This is a genomic window from Kribbella shirazensis, assembly GCF_011761605.1.
Lineage (GTDB): Bacteria > Actinomycetota > Actinomycetes > Propionibacteriales > Kribbellaceae > Kribbella > Kribbella shirazensis.
The window spans coordinates 3656100-3672265 of record NZ_JAASRO010000001.1 but is presented as its reverse complement, the minus strand read 5'-3'; the positions used below and the strand labels follow the sequence as shown (position 1 = coordinate 3672265).

At 70.1% G+C, this 16166-nt stretch carries 14 protein-coding genes; 5 read left to right on the top strand and 9 right to left on the bottom strand.

What is annotated here, in order from left to right:
• Window positions 1-7: 7 nt before the first annotated feature.
• Window positions 8-883 (top strand): NUDIX hydrolase, encoded by an 876-nt coding sequence (locus BJY22_RS17965; protein ID WP_337758760.1) that lies wholly within the window; start codon window positions 8-10, stop codon window positions 881-883.
• On the opposite strand, the gene BJY22_RS17960 is transcribed toward BJY22_RS17965, so the two are convergent.
• A complete protein-coding gene (locus tag BJY22_RS17960; protein WP_167208246.1) occupies window positions 873-1706 on the bottom strand; it encodes a phosphotransferase family protein in 834 nt (277 codons plus the stop codon). The two genes, BJY22_RS17965 and BJY22_RS17960, sit on opposite strands and share 11 nt — an antisense overlap.
• Before the next feature lie 79 nt (window positions 1707-1785).
• On the opposite strand from BJY22_RS17960, the gene BJY22_RS17955 reads away from it, so the two are divergent.
• A complete protein-coding gene (locus BJY22_RS17955; RefSeq protein ID WP_167208244.1) occupies window positions 1786-2682 on the top strand; it encodes an alpha/beta hydrolase in 897 nt (298 codons plus the stop codon).
• Window positions 2683-2693: 11 nt separating this feature from the next.
• Window positions 2694-3656, top strand: a complete 963-nt coding sequence (locus BJY22_RS17950) for an RNA polymerase subunit sigma-70 (RefSeq protein ID WP_337758759.1) — start codon at window positions 2694-2696, stop codon at window positions 3654-3656.
• Here BJY22_RS17950 and BJY22_RS17945 read toward each other — a convergent pair.
• Together BJY22_RS17945 and BJY22_RS17940 are read right to left on the bottom strand one after the other, a co-directional pair.
• Entirely contained in the window at window positions 3610-4854 is a 1245-nt protein-coding gene (locus BJY22_RS17945) for an RNA polymerase sigma factor (protein WP_337758758.1), read from the bottom strand. The genes BJY22_RS17950 and BJY22_RS17945 overlap by 47 nt on opposite strands.
• Before the next feature lie 114 nt (window positions 4855-4968).
• Window positions 4969-5340: a YciI family protein gene (locus BJY22_RS17940; protein ID WP_167208242.1), complete on the bottom strand. Its 372-nt coding sequence runs from the start codon at window positions 5338-5340 to the stop codon at window positions 4969-4971.
• Window positions 5341-5439: 99 nt separating this feature from the next.
• Between BJY22_RS17940 and BJY22_RS17935 the strand changes: the two genes are divergently transcribed.
• Complete coding sequence (locus tag BJY22_RS17935; RefSeq protein WP_167208240.1) at window positions 5440-6882, top strand: flavin-containing monooxygenase; 1443 nt, start codon at window positions 5440-5442, stop codon at window positions 6880-6882.
• Window positions 6883-6951: 69 nt separating this feature from the next.
• Here BJY22_RS17935 and BJY22_RS17930 read toward each other — a convergent pair whose 3' ends face one another.
• On the bottom strand, window positions 6952-8091 hold the full coding sequence (locus BJY22_RS17930; protein WP_167208238.1) for a citrate/2-methylcitrate synthase: 1140 nt from the start codon (window positions 8089-8091) through the stop codon (window positions 6952-6954).
• A gap of 73 nt (window positions 8092-8164) precedes the next feature.
• Between BJY22_RS17930 and BJY22_RS17925 the strand changes: the two genes are divergently transcribed.
• The gene (locus tag BJY22_RS17925) at window positions 8165-9334 is read left to right on the top strand and encodes a citrate/2-methylcitrate synthase (RefSeq protein WP_167208236.1); all 1170 of its coding nucleotides are present in this window, start codon (window positions 8165-8167) and stop codon (window positions 9332-9334) included.
• A gap of 40 nt (window positions 9335-9374) precedes the next feature.
• Here the strand turns inward: BJY22_RS17925 and BJY22_RS17920 are convergent, their stop codons facing one another.
• From BJY22_RS17920 to BJY22_RS17900, 5 genes are all read right to left on the bottom strand, one after another.
• On the bottom strand, window positions 9375-10754 hold the full coding sequence (locus BJY22_RS17920; RefSeq protein WP_238350389.1) for a hypothetical protein: 1380 nt from the start codon (window positions 10752-10754) through the stop codon (window positions 9375-9377).
• 43 nt (window positions 10755-10797) lie between these two features.
• Window positions 10798-11679: a MurR/RpiR family transcriptional regulator gene (locus BJY22_RS17915; protein WP_167208234.1), complete on the bottom strand. Its 882-nt coding sequence runs from the start codon at window positions 11677-11679 to the stop codon at window positions 10798-10800.
• An 84-nt stretch (window positions 11680-11763) separates the two neighbouring features.
• Window positions 11764-12717, bottom strand: a complete 954-nt coding sequence (locus BJY22_RS17910) for a tetratricopeptide repeat protein (protein ID WP_167208233.1) — start codon at window positions 12715-12717, stop codon at window positions 11764-11766.
• A gap of 58 nt (window positions 12718-12775) precedes the next feature.
• Window positions 12776-14560 carry an NAD-binding protein gene (locus tag BJY22_RS42955; RefSeq protein ID WP_167208231.1) on the bottom strand — a complete coding sequence of 595 codons (1785 nt, stop codon included), beginning with the start codon at window positions 14558-14560 and terminating at the stop codon, window positions 12776-12778.
• Entirely contained in the window at window positions 14481-16154 is a 1674-nt protein-coding gene (locus tag BJY22_RS17900) for a coenzyme B12-dependent isobutyryl-CoA mutase large subunit (RefSeq protein ID WP_167208229.1), read from the bottom strand. Before BJY22_RS17900 ends, BJY22_RS42955 begins: the two co-directional genes overlap by 80 nt.
• Window positions 16155-16166 lie beyond the last annotated feature (12 nt).

The window sequence follows — 16166 nt, the reverse complement described above, 5'->3', positions numbered from 1 at the left end:
TCAGGGCGTGACCGCCGTACCTCCGCTGACCGATGGTGACCTGACCCTGCGACTGGCACGTCAGGATCCACAGGTGGTCGCGTTCGACGTCGAGAACGGCGGACCGGCCGGGACGGTCGAGGTACGGCGGACGACGCCCGGCGTCGGCCTGGTGGTGTGGGCGATGGACAGAACGGACGTCGCGCAGCGTGCGCTGCGGTTGCTGAGCGAGTACGCGTTCGGTGAGCTCGGTCTGGAGCGGCTGCAGGTCGAGGTGGATCCCGCGCTGCACGCCTCCGCGCGGGTCGCGATCCGGTCCGGTTTCCGGCGCGAGGGCGTACTGCGCGGCGCCGCGCTGGTGGAGGGTGAGCGTCGTGACATCGCGGTGTACGGCATGCGCGTGGACGATCCGCGCCCGGAGACCGTGACGGGCTGGACGGCGTTGATGGACTCGACGCTGCCGAAGAAGCGCGTGATCGCGCACGTCGTCGTCCGCGACACCAGCGGGCGGGTGCTGCTCTGCCAGGTCAGCTACAAGAAGGACCTGGAGCTGCCGGGCGGTGTGGTCGAGCCGGACGAGGACCCGGCGACCGGTGCGTCACGCGAGATGGAGGAAGAGCTCGGTACGGCGTTGCCGCTGCTCGGCGTACTGGCGATCGACTGGCTGCCGCGCTGGGAGGGCTGGGGCGACGCCGTCGAGATCCTGTACGACGGCGGCGTGCACGACCCGTCGCTGATCGACCGGTTGCAGCCGGACGGGTTCGAGATCAAGGACATCTCGTGGCACGCGCCGGAGGAGCTGACCGGCCTGGTGTCGCCGCTGAACGCCCGCCGGCTGCCGATGATCCTGGCCGCACCGGAGCAGCTGCACAACCTCAGCGACGGTTCGCCGATCATCTCGTGAGCTGGTCGACGCACCAGCGGTAGTGGCCGTCGCCGGCGTTCTCGTCGTAGATCGTCGCGGTGACGATCGCGTACGCCTGCCGGTACAGCCGCATCCGCTCCCGGTCGTGTCCCAGCTCCACGAACCGATCCACCAGCAGGTCGTCGAGCCGCCGCGCCCCCGGCCCGTACATGTCGAAGAACCCCGCCGCCAACGAAGCCTCGAACGTGTTGTCCCCCGCCGTCGACAAGAACCCCCAGTCAAGCACAGCACCAACCCGCGCCCCGTCCATCAGCACGTTAGGCGGGCAAATATCCCCATGAACCACACTCAACCCACCAACAAGGGCAGAGTCACCGCCAGTTCCAACCTGTAGCTGCTCCAGCACTTCTTCCAACAGTCCGGCGAAATCAGGCACGTCCCGCTCGAGATGCACCTTCGAAGCTGCAGCGCGACGGCGTACCAAACCCGCCAGACTCTCCCCCCAAGAACCGGCCCAAAACGCCTCCCCAACCACCGGCAACCGCCGACTCGCCGGCCCCGGCCGGGCCGACCGTAACGCCTCCACCACCGCGACGAACGCGTCGACCGCCTGCTCCTCCGGCAGACCGGCCTCGTGCAGCGGTACGCCGGTCAGCTTGTCCTCCACGCTCACCGCGAGCCCGCCCTCCCCCGCCCCGATCTCCCTGATCCGCGGCGTCCGGAACGGCAACTCCGGCAACTCGTCGAGAAACTCCTTCAACGGCAGCACGTCCTCGGGCCGCCGATCGAACCAGACCTTCCGCACCGTCCCGTCCCCGAGGTCGTAAACGGCACCTTCCATCCCCTGCCCGATCAGCTCCATCCCCTTAGTCAATCAAGCGGACCGATTCCTTTCCGCCTGGTCCCTGGTCAACACGGGCAGGCAACGAAAGGGAGAACCGATGGCAAGCAAGGAATCGGAAGCGGTCCGGCAGCACTGGGCCGCGGGCCGGAAGGCAGTCGAGCAGGGCACGCTCGACACCGACCAGGAGCTGACCGACCACCGCTGGGCGGAACTGACCACCGAGCCGCCGAATGTCGACTACCTGGCGGTGCCCGGGCGCGAGGCGCTCTGGATCGTGCCCCACAACGCGGCCTCGGACCGGGTTCTGCTGTGTCTGCACGGCGGCGGGTTCGTCGGCGGCTCGCGCTACTCGCACCGCAAGCTCTTCGCCCATCTCGCCCGCGCGGCCGGGGTTCGCGCGCTGGCGATCGACTACCCGCTGGCACCCGGCCACACGCATCCGGCTCCGGTCGACGCCGCGGTCGACGCGTACCGCTGGCTGCTCGACCAGGACATCGCGCCCGAGCACATCGTGTTCACCGGCGACTCGGCGGGCGGCGGGCTGGCGATCACCACGCAGCTGCGGGCGCGCTCGCTCGGCCTGCCGCTGCCCGCCGGGGCGATGCCGTTCTCGCCGTGGGTGGACTTCGAGGCGATCGGAGCGTCGTACGACTCCAACCGGGACCGTGACGCGTACTTCCACCGGGACCTGGTCCGTGGCCTCGCCTGGATCCTCGTCGGCCCGGACGGCTCGCTGCGGGACCCGTTCGTGAGCCCGTTGTACGGCGACCTGACGGGCCTCGGGCCGATCTACATCCAGGTCGGCGGGGACGAAGTACTGCTGGACGACGCGCGGCAGCTCGCCGAGGCGGCGGAGAAAGCTGGGGTCGAGGTGCGGCTGGACCTGTTCCCGGAGATGCAGCACACGTTCCAGATGGCCGCCGGTCGCGCGCCCGAGGCGGACGATGCGGTCCAGCGGATGGGACGCTGGGTTCGGCCGGTGCTCGGCCTGTGACGATCCAGGCTGTGCCGATCGAGGGAGGGGTGATGGGCTTCGACGAGCAGACCGAGCCGTTCCGCAAGGAGCTGCTGGCGCACTGCTACCGAATGCTCGCGTCGGTCCACGAGGCCGAGGACGCGGTGCAGGAGACGTACCTGCGGGCCTGGCGGTCCTGGGAGGGCTTCGAGGGCCGGTCGTCGGTGCGGGTCTGGCTGTACCGCATCGCGACCAACGTGTGCCTAACAGCGCTCGAAGGACGCCGCCGCCGGGCGCTGCCGTCCGGGATCGCCGCGCCGAGCGCGGAGCTCGACGCCGCACCGGAGCCGGCGCCCGACGGGATCGGCTGGGTGGAGCCGATCCCTGAGTCGATGGTCGCCTCCGACCCGGCCGCGATCGTGACGCTCCGGGAGAGCCTGCGGTTGGCGTTGATCGCCGCTCTGCAGTACCTGCCGCCGAAGCAGCGCGCCGTACTGATCCTGCGGGAGGTGCTCGCCTTCCCGGCGGCCGAGGTCGCGACGATGCTGGATACGTCGGTCGCAGCCGTGAAGAGCACGCTCCAACGCGCACGGGCCCGGCTCGACGAGACAGCTCCTTCCCAGGGCGAGGTTCTGGAGCCGACCGATCCGCGGTCCCGGGCGCTTCTCGACGACTACATCGCGGGCTTCGAGCACGCCGACACGGCCGCCCTCGAGCGTGCGCTACGGACGGATGCCGCGATCGAGCTGGTCGGTACGACCACCTGGTTCAACGGGCGCGAGCTCTGCCTGGGATTGCTCGCTTCGGCAGTCGGCGAACCTGGTGACTGGCGGATGATCCCGGTCGTCGCGAACGGTCAGCCGGCGGTCGGCGCCTACGTCAAGGGCGAGCCGTACGGTGTCGCAGTACTCACCCCGACTCCGGCCGGCCTCACGCACATCCACGTGTTCAGCACGCCGGATCTCGTCAGGTACTTCGATCTGCCGGACCGAGCGCCTGGCCCAGATTCCTGAGCCTGGTGGTGAGGAAGCGGCGCTCGGTCTCGTTGCCGGTCAGTTCGATCGCCTGCCGGTAGGCGTCGGCCGCCTCGTCGGGGCGGCCCAGCCGGGTGAGTACGTCGGCGCGGGTCGCGGGGAGGTACGCGTACGACGCCAGCGCCGGTTCGTTGCTCAAGGCATCCAGCTCGGCGAGGACGGCGGACAGGTCCGCGTGCGGGACGAGGCTGCGCGCGGCGGCGCGATTGAGGGCGACGATCGGGGTCGGCCAGCTCACCATCATCGCGTCGTACATGCGAACCACCTGACGCCAGTCCGTCTTCTCCCACGACGGGGCGATCACGTGCAGGCCGGCGACGGCGGCCTGGAGCGCGAACCGGCCGTGACCGCGCTGGAGGGCGGTTGTCGCTCGTGAGACGCCCTCTGCCAGCAAGCGCGCGTTCCAGCGGGTTCGGTCCTGGTCGGCGAGCAGTACCAGCTCACCGTCCGCGCTGAGCCGAGCGTCGCCGCGTGCCTCGGTCATCAGCAGCAGTCCGAGCAACGCCTGCGGCTCCGGCTCGTCCGGCATCAAGCGCTCCAGCATCCGGGCCAGCTCGATCGCCCGCCCGGTCAGGTCGGTCCGCGTCAGCTCCGGGCCCGCCGCGACATGTCCGGCCGTATAGACCAGGTGTACGACGGTCAGCACGACGTCGAGCCGCGCGGGCAGCTCGTGATCGGCCGGGATCCGGTACGGGATGCCCGCCGCCGCGATCTTCTTCTTCGCCCGGGTGATGCGGGCGGCGGCTGTTGCCTCGCCGATCAGGAGGACTGCCGCCACTTCACGCGTTGTCAGGCCGCAGATCAGGCGCAGCGTCAGCGCCACCTGCGACTCCCGCGCCAGGGCCGGGTGGCAGCAGGTGAACACCAGGCGGAGCGGGTCCGTCGGTTGCTCTACCTCGCCCGGCTCTTCCACCAGGAGTGGGAGCTTGCGGCGCAGGTTCGTCTCGCGCCGCAGCCGGTCCAGCGCGAGCCGGCGGGCGACAGTCGTCAGCCATCCGCCGGGGTTGTCCGGGATCCCGTCGGGCCAGGTCCGCAACGCCTGCACGAACGCGTCCTGCGTGCAGTCCTCGGCCAGGTCGAGGTCCCGCGTCAGCCGCACCACGGACGCCAGCACGGTCGGCCAGCTCTCCCGGTGCGCGCGGTCGACGACCCGCGTCACCTCGACCGCTTCACTCACGCGCCCTCCCGGTGCCGGGGATCTGGCAGGTCACCGGGTGCGGCCTGTACGCCAACCGGCCACGCGGGTACGCCGACGCGGCCGAGCGCCGGCGTACCCGGGGGTGCCTGCATGTCAGGCCTGCGGTCCCGCACCCTCGGAGGTGTCCATCACCGGTCGCACCTCGACGTTGCCGGACGGGCAGAGCTTGGCCAGCTCGAGCGCCTGGTCGAGGTCGCGGGCCTCGACGACGTAGTACCCGCCCAGCGCCTCCTTCGTCTCGATGAACGGCCCGTCGGTGACCAGCGGGTCGGCTCCTTCCCGCTGCCGGACGGTGCTCGCCGTGGTGGACCGCTCCAGGGCCTCCCCGCCCAGGATCCGCGCCCCGGCCTTCTCGACCGCCTCCGAGAACGCGCCGTGCAGCTTCATCGCCTGCTGCCACTCGTCCGCGGTCAGGTTGTCGTACCACTCCTCGCTGTCGTACAGCAGGAACATGTACTGCGCCATCTCAGGCTCCCTCGTCTGGGTTGTACTGAACATCTTGCTGACGATCGGCGCCGCGCGGAATCGACAACACCCGGTCGAAGGATTCACTACTGTGGAGTAATGCAGCACTTCGACGTCCTGATCGTCGGCGCGGGCCTGTCCGGGATCGGCGCGGCGTACCGGATCCAGACGCGCTGCCCGGAGCGCACGTACGCCGTCCTCGAGGCCCGCGACACGCTCGGCGGCACCTGGGACCTGTTCCGGTACCCGGGGGTGCGGTCGGACTCGGACATGTTCACACTCGGGTTCCCGTTCCACCCGTGGAAGGCGGCGAAGGCGATCGCGGACGGTCCGTCGATCCTCGACTACCTGCACGAGACCGCGTCGACGTACGGCATCGACCAGCACATCCGGTACGGCGAACGCGTCGTCCGCGCCTCGTGGTCGTCGGCGGACGCACTGTGGACCGTGGAGACGGGCGGGACGTCGTACACGTGCTCGTTCCTGTATGTGTGCAGCGGGTACTACGACTACGACTCGGGTCATGTGGTCGACTTCGAGGGGCAGGACGAGTTCCAGGGGCGGATCGTGCACCCGCAGCACTGGCCTTCCGACCTGGACTACACCGGTCAGCGAGTGGTCGTGATCGGCAGCGGCGCGACCGCCGTGACGGTGGTGCCGGCCATGGCGGGTACGGCGGCACACGTGACGATGCTGCAGCGGTCGCCGAGCTACGTCGCGTCGCGGCCGGCCCATGACGCGCTCTCGGACCGTATCCGCGCCGTCCTGCCGGAGAACCTCGCGCACCGGGTGATCCGCGGGAAGAACGTTGCCCTGAGCACCATGGTCTACAGCGCGTTCCGGCGGTGGCCGGCGCATGCCGCGTGGCTGCTGAACAGCACAGTGGCCAAGGAGCTACCGGAGTCGATCCCGGCCGATCCGCACTTCACGCCGCGGTACAAGCCGTGGGACCAGCGGCTCTGTCTGGTCCCGGACGCCGACCTCTTCAATGCACTGCGGAACGGGACGGCGTCGGTGGTGACCGACGAGATCGAGCGGTTCGTCCCGTCCGGACTGCGGTTGCGGTCCGGACGGGTGCTGGAGGCCGATCTCGTGGTCACCGCGACCGGCCTCCGGATGGTGGCCCTCGGCAACATCGAGGTGACGGTCGACGGGCGGGCCGTGGAGCCGCACGACACGTTCGTCTACCAGGGGATGATGCTCAGCGGCGTACCGAATCTCGCCTGGTGCATCGGGTACACCAACAACTCGTGGACACTACGGTCCGACCTCACCTCGCAGTACGTCTGCCGGCTCCTCAACCACCTCCGCGCCACCGGCCACCGGATCTGCGTCCCCGAGGTCGATCCGGCCGAGTACGACGCCCCGCCGCGCCCGGTCGTCGACCTGTCGTCCGGCTACATCCGCCGGGCCGCCCACATCCTCCCCCGCCAAGGCGCACAGGGTCCTTGGCGACTCCGGCAGAACTACCCGCGCGACCTGGTCCGGCTGCGCTTCGCACCGCTCGACGACGGCGTCATGCACTTCAAACCCGCCCACTGACCGGACGGTACCGACGATCGGCACCGCATGGGGGCAGGCCTCCGGCTCAGCGGGGCAAGCGATGGTCGGTCAGGGGATCGGGGCCGGGGGTTGCGGGCCGACGTACGTCGCGATCGGGCGGATGATCTTCGGGTCCTGGGACTGTTCGAGGATGTTGGCGGACCAGCCGATGATGCGGCTGACGGCGAACGTCGGGGTGAACATGGCGCGCGGGATACCGCACAGCTCCATCACGACGCCGGCGTAGAACTCGACGTTCGCGTAGAGGTTGCGGCCCGGCTTGAGTTCGGCCAGGACGTCGACGATGCGCTGCTCGACGGTGGTCGCGAAGTCGACCAGGTCGCCGCCGATCCCCCGGGCGATGTCGCGCAGCATCAGCGAGCGCGGGTCCTCGGTCCGGTACACCGCGTGCCCGAACCCCATGATCCGGTCGCCGGCGGACACCTTCGCGCGGACCCAGTCGTCGATGCGGTCCGGCGTACCGATCTCGTCGAGGCTGGCGAGCGCGCGGTCCGGTGCACCGCCGTGGAGCGGACCGGAGAACGCGCCGATCGCGCCCGCGACGGCCGAGACCACGTCCGCGCCGGTGGAGGCGATCACGCGGGCGGTGAACGTGGACGCGTTGAAGCCGTGGTCGACGGTCGAGACCAGGTAGTGCTCGATCGCCGTCGCGTGGACAGCGGTGGGCTCGGTGCCGGTGACGAGGTACAGCCAGTTCGCGGCCGCGGACAGGTCGGGGCGGGGCTCGAGCGGCTGCTTGCCTTCGCGGAGGCGGTAGAGCGCGGCGAGGATGGTCGGGGTCACCGCGCACACGAGCATCGCGTCGGCCTTGCGGCGGGCGGGGTCGGCGTCCCACAGCGGCGGGAGGCTGCGGACGGCAGCGAGCAGCGACAACGCCGTCCGGAGGCCGGCGAGCGGGTTGAACGCCGGTCCGGCGGCCGCGATCGCGGGCAGGACGGCGCGGACCTCGTCGGGCAGGACGCGCAGGGGCGCGAGCTCGGCACCGAAGCGGGCGCGCTCGCCGTCGGTCGGGAGGTGGCCCTCGAACATCAGGTACCAGACGTCTTCGAGGGTTTTGGCCTTGGCGAGATCGATCGCGGAGTACTGGCGGTAGTGGTAGAACCCCTCGTCGCCGCGGACGTCTCCGAGCGTCGTCTCGGTGACGACGACGTTGCGGAGACCGGGCGGAACATTGATGGTTGTTGACATACCTTCAGAGTTGACAGGCAATCAACTATTGTCAATATTGATCCAGTCAACATGAAGGCAGGAGGAGCCCGGGATGCCGCCGGAAGGTGACGAGAATTACCTGACCACCGCGGAGGTCGCACGTCGGCTGCAGGTGAAGCCGGCGACGATCTACGCGTACGTCAGCCGCGGTCTCCTGACCAGCGTCCGGGCCCGCGGACGTCGTGGCAGCCTGTTCGCCGCAGCCGAGGTGGACCGCCTTGCGGCCCGTTCGGTGGAGCACTCCGGTGTGGTCGAGCGGATCGAATCCGAACTCACCCTCCTCCAGGACGACGAGCTCTACTACCGCGGCCACTCGGCCCGCGAGCTAGCCACAACCTCCACCGTAGAACAAGTAGCCCACCTCCTGTGGACCGGCCACCTACCACCTCCCGTGGGGGACAGCGCGGGGACCGGGGTTGGGCAGGAGGGGGTGGAGTTGGCTCGGGCGGGGATGGAGGTGGTGCCGGGGGCGGCGCGGATGACGGATCGGTTGCGGGTGGCGGTGGCTGTGCTGGGAGCGGCTGATCCGCTGCGGTTCGATCTGTCGGCGCCGTCGGTGACCGCCGCGGCCGGAACATTGATCAGGACCCTGATCGCGGCCCTCCCAGGACCGACGGTCGCGAACACGACCCTCGGCGGACAACTCTGGCCGAAGCTGACCGAAGACAACGCTCGCCCCGAGATCCTCGACGCCGCCCTGATCCTCCTGGCCGACCACGGACTCGCCGTCTCCACCGTCGCCGCCCGCGTCGCGGCCAGCGCCCGAGCGAATCTGTACGCCGTCATCTCGGCAGGCCTCGGCGCACTCGACGGGCAGTACCACGGCGCTGCACCGACCCTGGCCTATGAATTCCTGGACCGGGCCAAACACGACCCATTGAAGGCACTGTCGGACCAACTGCGCTCCGGCGAACCGATCCCCGGCTTCGGTCACCGCATCTACCAACAGCACGATCCACGCGCCGAAGTACTACTCGACCTCCTGGCGGACCACCCCATCGTCGACACCGTCCGTGCGATCGCCGAGCGCACCCCGACGTTCCCCAACAGCGACCTCGCGATCGCGGCGATCATGCACGCCTACAACTTCCGCCCAGACGCAGGCGACGCGCTGTTCGCCCTGGCACGCATGATCGGCTGGACCGCCCACGCGCTGGAGGAGTACGCAGCCCCCGCGCTCCGCTTCCGCGCGATGGGCGTCTACACCGGCCACCCCACCTGACCCCGCCCCGACAGGACGAGCCGGAGCGGGGTCAGACCAGCTACTTCGCGGTGAGTTTGACCAGGGTTGCCGCGCCCGGCGCCAGGGAGACCTCGACCGGCGCTACGCGTTGCGGTACGTAGGTCTGACGGCCCGCGTGGAAGACGCCGACCGAGCCGACCGTCTGCTCGTTCAAGGTGAGGACTGCCCGGGATCGGGCGCTGTGGGAGCGGTTGGCCACGAGCAGCCAGCGATCGGTTGACGTGGTGTCGCGGGCGCGGAAGGTTCCGATCACGACGGGGCTGCCGGCGACGGCCGACACGAGGTTCGTCGGCGTGAAGCCGACGGTGCCGTTCGGTAGTGGAGTTTCGTTGACGTGCTGGACGGTCTCCGACACCAGCGGCTTGAGTTCGCGGCCGACCTGGTGGAGCCAGGTGGTGTTGATCTCCTTCGCGGCGTAGTACCGCGACGTGCGCTCGCCGTCGACCGTGATCAGTGCGGGGCCGAAGCCTTCGCCGCGGGCGGCCTCCGGTGTCCAGTACGTGAAGTACTGGATGCCCTTCGCGCCGTACGCGAGGCTGATGTTGACCTGCCAGAGCAGCTCGGCCGCGGTCGGTACCCGATGGTTGTGGTAGGCAAGCGTCTGGATGAACACCCACGACGGGATGTCGCCGTGCAGCGCGGCGTCGCGGACGATCGCCCAGTTGTGGAAGTAGTTCGCGTCCTCGCGGCCCTCCGACAACAGCGGGTACCGGTCGAACGAGATCAGCGACGGTTTCACCACGTCCACGAAGCTGCGGTAGTACGCCGGGTCGTCGGACGGGAACAGGTTGATGTACGGGAGCAACTGCGGCGCCAGCTCACGTGAGATCGCGAGCGCCTTCGCCAGCGTCGGGAACCAGCCCGCGCCGGGTTCGTCGTAGAAGTTGAAGCCGGCCAGGGACGAGAACGGGCCGTAGGCGTTCCGCGCGCGGGTGTAGAGCTCGCGGGCCTCGGCCGGTGTGACGCTGAGGAAGTCGGTCGTGGTGTCGGAGATCGAGAACCAGCGCGCCATGTTGCGGATCTGGATGTCGTCCGAGATCAGCATCTTCAGGCCGGCGTCGCGGGCCAGGCCGAGCTGGTACTGGAAGATGTTGCCGTCACCGGCGTAGTTGCCGGAGATGACGAAGTCGAATCCGGCGTTCTTGATCTCGGCGAACCGCGTCGCCGTACTCGCGTACGGATGCGGCGGCCAGAACAACCCGATCGGGAAGTCGGGCCCGCCGGTCAGCGGCAGCGTGTCCGGCGACGGCACGGCGAGATCAGCCGGTACGGCGGATGCGGTCGCCGCGGAGGCGGTCGTTGTGCCGGCCGTGGTGGCGGCAGCGGTCAGGGCGGTGGCGCCGGCGCCGAGTAGCAGACTGCGGCGGGACGGGCCGAGGATCTGGTGCGGACTCTGCATGGCTCTCCTTCGGAAGGCGGTCGAACGGAGTGGTGAGTAGGAGTCAGGACCGCTGCCGATGGTCCGCGACCGCGTCGGCGGTGGCGTCGAAAGCCTGCTCGGCCAGCGGGTAGTCGCGTTGCGCGACGCCCAGGTAGAGGGCGTCGAGGACGAGCATCTGGGCGTGCCGCCCGGCCAGTCCCCCGGTCCGGAACGTCACGTCGCGGGCCGCGGTGACCAGCACGATGTCCGCCGCCCGGGCCAGCGGCGACCGCGGATAGTTGGTGATGGCAACAGTTGTCGCACCCTGCCGGCCGGCGCGGGTCAGCGGCTCCAGGACCTCGATCGTCTCGCCGCTGTGCGAGATCCCGACCGCGACGTCCCCGGTTCCGAGCAGCGCGGAGCTGGCCAGCGCCGTGTGGACGTCGCTCCAGGTACTGGCGCCCCGCCCGATCCGGTGCAGCCGCAACCGCAGATCCTCGGCGACGGCAGCCGACCCCGCCACGGCGTACAGGTCGATCCGCCGCGCGTCCGAGATCGCCTGGGCGGCCCGCCCGAGCGCGTCGACGTCGAGCGCCGCGACGGTGTCCTCGAGGGCGCGCGTGTCGGCGCGCAGCAATGTCCGGAGTACGTCGTCCAGCGAGTCGTCCGGACCGACCTCGGACCCGGTCCCGCGCTCCCAGCTCGGGCTGGTCCGGCCACTCTCAGCGGCGAGCGCCAGGCGCAGCTCGGCGTACCCGGACAGGCCGAGCGCGAGGCAGAACCGCGTGACGCTCGGCAACGACGTACCGCAGCGAGCCGCCAACTGGCCGATCGTCGACGAGGCCACCGCCGCCGGGTCCCGCAGTACTTCGGTCGCGATCCGCGACTGCGCCGGGCTCAAGGCCGGCAACAGCCCGTGGATCCGCGTCTCGAGACTCGGCGACGGCGACTCGGCAGCGCTCATGTGAAGAATTCTCAGAGCACGTCAGCATCGATTACAAGAATTCACACTGTCCGGAACCGGCCAGCGCGTTTTCGTCCTGTCAGCTCAGAACAGGGCCGCCATCAGCCGCCGCCGCGCCTTGACCACCCGCTCGTCGTCCGCGCCGACCACGTCGAACAGCTCCAGCAGATGCACCCGGACGGCGTCCCGCTCGTCGCCGGCCGTCGCCTGGACCGTCGAGATCAGCCGCGCGAACGCGTCGTCGACGTGCCCGCCCATCAGATCCACGTCGGCCACCAGCATCTGCGCCTCGACGTCCGTCGGGTTGTCGGCGGCCCGGGTCCGTACGTCGGCCGGCACGTCCTGCGTGCGCTTCACCAACTGCACCCGCGCCAGCCCCGACTTCGCCTCGGCGTCGTTCGGCGTTTCCTTCAGCAGCTCCTCGTACGCCGCGATCGCGCCGTCCAGATCGCCCGCGCCGACAGCGTTCTCGGCCTTCTCGTACCGCGGGTTCGGCGCCTCTTCCTCGACCGGCTCGGCCGCGGCGCCGACCGGCTCCGCGCGCCCGGTGATGCCGTTCGCGACCGCCACGGTCATGAGCTGGTCGAGGTACTGCCGCGCCTCCGGCTCACCGAGCGCGCCCTGGAAGAGCGGGACGACCTGCCCACGCAGTACTGCGATCACCAGCGGGACCGTCTGCACGCCGACCGCCTGGGCCAGCTGCGGGTTCGCGTCGATGTCGATCCGGGCCAGCACGAACTTCCCGGCGTACTCCGTGGACAGCTGCGCGAGCACCGGTCCCAGCGCGATCGACCCCTGCGAGCGCGGCGACCAGAACTCGACCACCACCGGGACCTGCAGGGACCGCTCGATGACGTCGCTCTGGAACGTCGGCTCGCTCACGTTCAGCACGTACGACCCCGCGGGGCCCGCACCGGCAGAAGCACCGCCGCCTGGCGCGCCTCCGCCAGGGGCAGCGGGAGCGCCGGGCGCACCCGCTGGCTTGCGCAGGGACGACAGGTCGATCGCCCCGGGACGGGAGAAGTTGGACTGGCTCACCACTGTCCTCGCATTCCGTGCGCACGGGAGACAAACTCTACGTTCACAGGTCCATCCTCTACGACGCCGCCGACTTGCGCTGCGGCCGGGTCACCATCAGCAGCCGCGCCAGGCCGGCCCGGGTTCCCGCGACCGCCAGCCGGTCCCCCGCACGGACCGGCCGCCCGGCCGCCGGACGCCACTCCCAGGGACCGTTCAGATCCTGCCGCGCGAGCACCCGCAGGCCCTCGGCCTCGTTCAGCTCGCCCAGTCGCCGGCCGTCGGCGATCGAGTCCGCCTCGACGATCACCTCGGTCAGCAGCAGCACCCGGCGTCCGGCCGGCACGATCACCTGCTTGCGCTGGTTCGCGACCGCGGCCGCGACGGCCGGCGCCACCAGCATCGACACCGAGCGGCTGTGACCGAGACCCAACTGGCGCTCGACCCGCTGCGCGAGGTCGTGGTCGAACATCCGCATCGTGATCCGCGCGTCCGGGTTCAGGTCCTGGGCCACCATCGCCGATTCCAGGTTGGTGATGTCCCCGTCGGTGATCGCGAGCATCGACTGGCAGCGCTGCACACCGGCCGACCGCAGCGTCTCCTCGTTGCTGCTGTCCCCGATCACGACCGGGATCTTCAGCCGGTGCGCGACCTGCACGCCGGGCGCGTCCTCGTCCTGGTCGACGCCGACCACCGCGACGCCCCGCTCGGTGAGGATCTCCAGCACCCGCGCGCCGACCGTACCGAGACCGCACACCACCACATGGTTACGCGGCCGCCCCCGCACACCGCCGATGATCCGCGACAGCCGCGCCCCGATCAGCGAGTCGACCACGACCGCGGTCAGCAGCGCCATCAGCACGATGCCGGTCAGCTGCACCATCACCGCCGCGACCTTCACCCACGGATCCGCCTCGGAGAACGCGTCGTCCTCGATGCCCGCGGACGTCACCGCACCGGCCGCGAGGTAGATCGCCCGCCACCAGTCGACGCCGCCCACGAAGTGGATGACCGCCGTACCGGCCGCGACCAGGAGGGCCATCACCGCGGCGATCTTGCGGACCCGGCTGTCGAAGACGTCGCGGACGGCCATCACCCAGCCGGCCGGGCGGACGTCGCGACTGCGCCAGATCGACCGTACGCCGGTCCCCAGCACGATGTCGCCCTCCGGGTCGGCGCTCGATGCCGGCAGCAACTGCGGCGTCGCGGACGAGGTGGTGTCCGCGAGCACGGTCAGGTGCGGCTCGCGGATCAGGTCGGCCTGACCGACGACCACCATCTGGCCGCCGAGCTCCATCCAGGTCAGCTCGTCGTCCTCCAGCGCGTCCGACACGAACGCGGGCGCGGCCAGCGACGGCCCGTTGATCACCACGCAGTCGCCGAGCAGGCTGTTCAGCTGCTTGCCCAACCGCGGGTTCACCATCTGCACGATGATCCGCAGGTCCGGATCCATCTCGCGCGCGGTCAGTGCGGTGTGCACGTTGTGGACGTCGTCGGTGTCGAGCAGTACGAGCGCGCGGGCCGTGGACGGCGTACCGTCGTCGTCGGCGTCGACACCTGCTCGCCGCAGCAACGACTCGCTGATCACCCGGGCGCCCATCACGGTCGCGCCCAGCTCGCCGATCCGGTCGTAGTGCCGCGAGGCGGGGTTGACGATCGCGGTCACCCGCTCGCCCGAACTCACCAGCTCGGTGACCACCCGGAGCATCGTGCGGTCCGAACCGCAGACCACGACCGGGCGTCCGTCGGCCGCCTTCGCCGCCGACCGGACGCCCGACGGCGACTCAGAATCGGGCGGGCTCTCGGTACTCTCCCCACTGTTCCCGAAGAACGTGACAGATTTCCCCCATCGTGGCCTCCGCACGCACTGCCTCCAGCATGGGCTCGATCAGGTTGCCAGTGCCCCTGGCCGCCTCCACCAGAGCCGACAGCGTACGCCGTACCCGGTCCTCGTCACGGTGCGCCTTGCGCTCCGCCAGCACCCGGCACTGCTCGACCTCCACCTCGTGCGAGACCCGGAGGATCTCCAGCTCGCCCGACACGGTGTCGGTCAGCGTGTTCACGCCGACGATCTTCTTCTCGCCCTTCTCGAGCTTCTGCTGGTACTCGAACGCGGCGTCGGCGATCTCGGCCATGAACCAGCCGTCCTCGATCCCACGCAGGATGCCGCCGGTCATCGACTCGTCCGGGCTCATCTCCCGGATCCGCGCGAAGATCGCCTCCGCCTCGGCCTCGATCTCGTCGGTCAGCGCCTCGACGTACCAGGAACCGCCGAGCGGATCCGCGACGTTGGTGACGCCGACCTCCTCCATCAGCACCGACTGCGTGCGCAGCGCGATCTCGGCCGACTCCTCGGTCGGCAGCGCGAGCGTCTCGTCGAGCGCGTTGGTGTGCAGCGAATTCGTCCCGCCGAGGATCGCGGCCAGCGCCTCGACGGCGGTCCGTACGACGTTGTTGTACGGCTGCTGCGCGGTCAGCGACACGCCCGCGGTCTGGGTGTGGAACCGCAGCCACTGCGCCTTCTCGGTCTTCGCGCCGTACACGTCGCGCAGCCAGCGCGCCCAGATCCGGCGGGCCGCCCGGAACTTCGCGATCTCCTCGAAGAAGTCCAGGTGGCTGTCGAAGAAGAACGACAGGCCGGGCGCGAACACGTCGACGTCGAGGCCGCGGCTCAGACCCAGTTCGACGTACCCGAACCCGTCGGCGAGCGTGTAGGCGAGCTCCTGCGCGGCGGTCGAGCCGGCCTCGCGGATGTGGTAGCCGGAGACGCTCAGCGGCTTGTAATCCGGGATCGTGGTCGCGCAGTACTCCATCAGGTCGCCGATCAGGCGCAGGTGCGGCTCCGGCGGGAACAGCCACTCCTTCTGCGCGATGTACTCCTTGAAGATGTCGGTCTGCAGCGTCCCGTTCAGCCGGGAGATGTCGGCGCCCTGGCGCTCGGCGGCGACCAGGTACATGCAGAAGGCCGGGACGGCGGGGCCGGAGATCGTCATCGACGTGGTGACGTCCTGGAGCGGGATGTCCTTGAACAACCGGTCCATGTCGGTCGCGGAGTCGATCGCGACGCCGCAGTGGCCGACCTCGCCGAGCGACTTCGGGTCGTCGGAGTCGCGGCCCATGAGGGTCGGCATGTCGAACGCGACCGACAGACCGCCGCCACCACCGTTCAGGATCATCTTGTAGCGCTCGTTGGTCTGCTCGGCGTTGCCGAAACCGGCGAACTGGCGGATCGTCCAGGTCCGGCCGCGGTACCCGGTCGCGTACAGCCCGCGGGTGAACGGGAACTCGCCCGGCCAGCCGATCCGCTCCATCCGCGGGTCGTCGACGCCCTCGGGCGGCCCGTACACGGGCGCCAGCTCGGTCCCGGAGAGCGTGGTGAAGTCCGCCTCCCGCTTGCGCGCGGCGTCGTACCGCTGCTGCCACCGGTTCCGCCCGGCCGCGATCTGCTCGGCATCCATCAGTCAGACCTC